Origin of the sequence: Aminobacter sp. DSM 101952, assembly GCF_001424795.1 — a bacterium.
Taxonomy (GTDB): Bacteria; Pseudomonadota; Alphaproteobacteria; order Rhizobiales; family Rhizobiaceae; genus Aminobacter; species Aminobacter aganoensis.
Genome location: NZ_LMCL01000035.1, coordinates 210,001 through 211,889, shown reverse-complemented (window position 1 = coordinate 211,889; position 1,889 = coordinate 210,001). Strand labels below are relative to the sequence as shown.

General features: G+C 55.8%; 2 rRNA genes (1 of these 2 running past the window's edge). Both read right to left on the bottom strand.

Annotated features, from left to right (window positions below):
- Positions 1-50 precede the first annotated feature (50 nt).
- Positions 51-165: ribosomal RNA gene (gene rrf / locus ASC75_RS25025) — 5S ribosomal RNA — on the bottom strand.
- 208 nt (positions 166-373) lie between these two features.
- A 23S ribosomal RNA gene (locus ASC75_RS25020) occupies positions 374-1,889 on the bottom strand; it runs 1,296 nt beyond the window's last position.

Below are 1,889 nucleotides of genomic sequence, written 5' to 3'. Positions count from 1 at the left end.
TGGTGACCGACACCGCGTTTTGCGATGTCCATATTACATGCCCTTGGCAGACCTGGCAGCGACTTACTCTCCCGCGTCTTGAGACGAAGTACCATCAGCGCTGGAGCGTTTCACGGCCGAGTTCGGAATGGGATCGGGTGCAGCCGCTCCGCCATAACCACCAGGTCGGCAAAAGGCATGTAATCGAGAAGCTGTTTTTGTGCCTTGGCGACATTTGCGATCGGCTTTCGGGCAAGGCCCGCAAGCGCGACTGCGCGTCGCCGGTCGTCCGGCGCCCTCGCGGAGCATAGGCCCTGGAAGGGCCGCTCATGCGTGAGCGCTGGCTGGTGACGATCCCTTGGGGATCGCACCGCGATGAACATAAGGAATGAGAACGATCAAGCCTATCGAACTATTAGTACCGGTAAGCTTCATGCATTGCTGCACTTCCACACCCGGCCTATCAACGTGGTCGTCTTCCACGGTTCTCAGGGAATACTCGTTTTAAGGTGGGTTTCCCGCTTAGATGCCTTCAGCGGTTATCCCGTCCGGATATAGCTACCCTGCTATGCGGCTGGCGCCACAACAGGTCCACCAGAGATCCGTCCATCCCGGTCCTCTCGTACTAGGGACAGATCCTTTCAATATTCCTACACCCACGGCAGATAGGGACCGAACTGTCTCACGACGTTCTGAACCCAACTCACGTACCGCTTTAAATGGCGAACAGCCATACCCTTGGGACCTGCTCCAGCCCCAGGATGCGATGAGTCGACATCGAGGTGCCAAACAACCCCGTCGATATGGACTCTTGGGGGTCATCAGCCTGTTATCCCCGGCGTACCTTTTATCCGTTGAGCGATGGCCCTTCCACACGGGACCACCGGATCACTATGACCGACTTTCGTCTCTGCTCGACTTGTCAGTCTCGCAGTCAGGCAGGCTTATGCCATTGCACTCAGCGAACGATTTCCGACCGTTCTGAGCCCACCATCGCGCGCCTCCGTTACTCTTTAGGAGGCGACCGCCCCAGTCAAACTACCCACCATACATTGTCCCGGACCCGGATAACGGGCCGCGGTTAGACATCCATAGAGATAAGGGTGGTATTTCAAGGGTGGCTCCACCAAGGCTGGCGCCCTGGCTTCAAAGCCTACCACCTATCCTACACATGCCACTACGAATGCCAATGTAAAGCTATAGTAAAGGTGCACGGGGTCTTTCCGTCTAACCGCAGGAACCCCGCATCTTCACGGGGAATTCAATTTCACTGAGTCTATGCTGGAGACAGCGGGGAAGTCGTTACGCCATTCGTGCAGGTCGGAACTTACCCGACAAGGAATTTCGCTACCTTAGGACCGTTATAGTTACGGCCGCCGTTTACTGGGGCTTCGATTCAAAGCTTGCACCTCTCCTCTTAACCTTCCAGCACCGGGCAGGCGTCAGACCCTATACGTCGTCTTGCGACTTCGCAGAGCCCTGTGTTTTTGATAAACAGTCGCTACCCCCTGGTCTGTGCCACCCCCATACACTTGCGTGCAAAGGGGTCACGCTTCTTCCGAAGTTACGCGTGCAATTTGCCGAGTTCCTTCAGCATAGTTCTCTCAAGCGCCTTGGTATACTCTACCAGTCCACCAGTGTCGGTTTCGGGTACGGTCTATAAGTGGGAGCTATTTCCTGGAACCGCTCCGCTGCCGGGATCAATCCAATAAGACCCGACAACTTGTGCGATCCGTCACTACCCACAGGCCCACGAATATTAACGTGGTTCCCATCGTCTACGCGTTTCCGCCTCGACTTAGGGGCCGGCTAACCCTGCTCAGATTAGCTTTAAGCAGGAACCCTTGGACTTTCGGCGGGGGTGTCTCTCACACCCCTTACGTTACTCATGTCAGCATTCGCACTTCTGA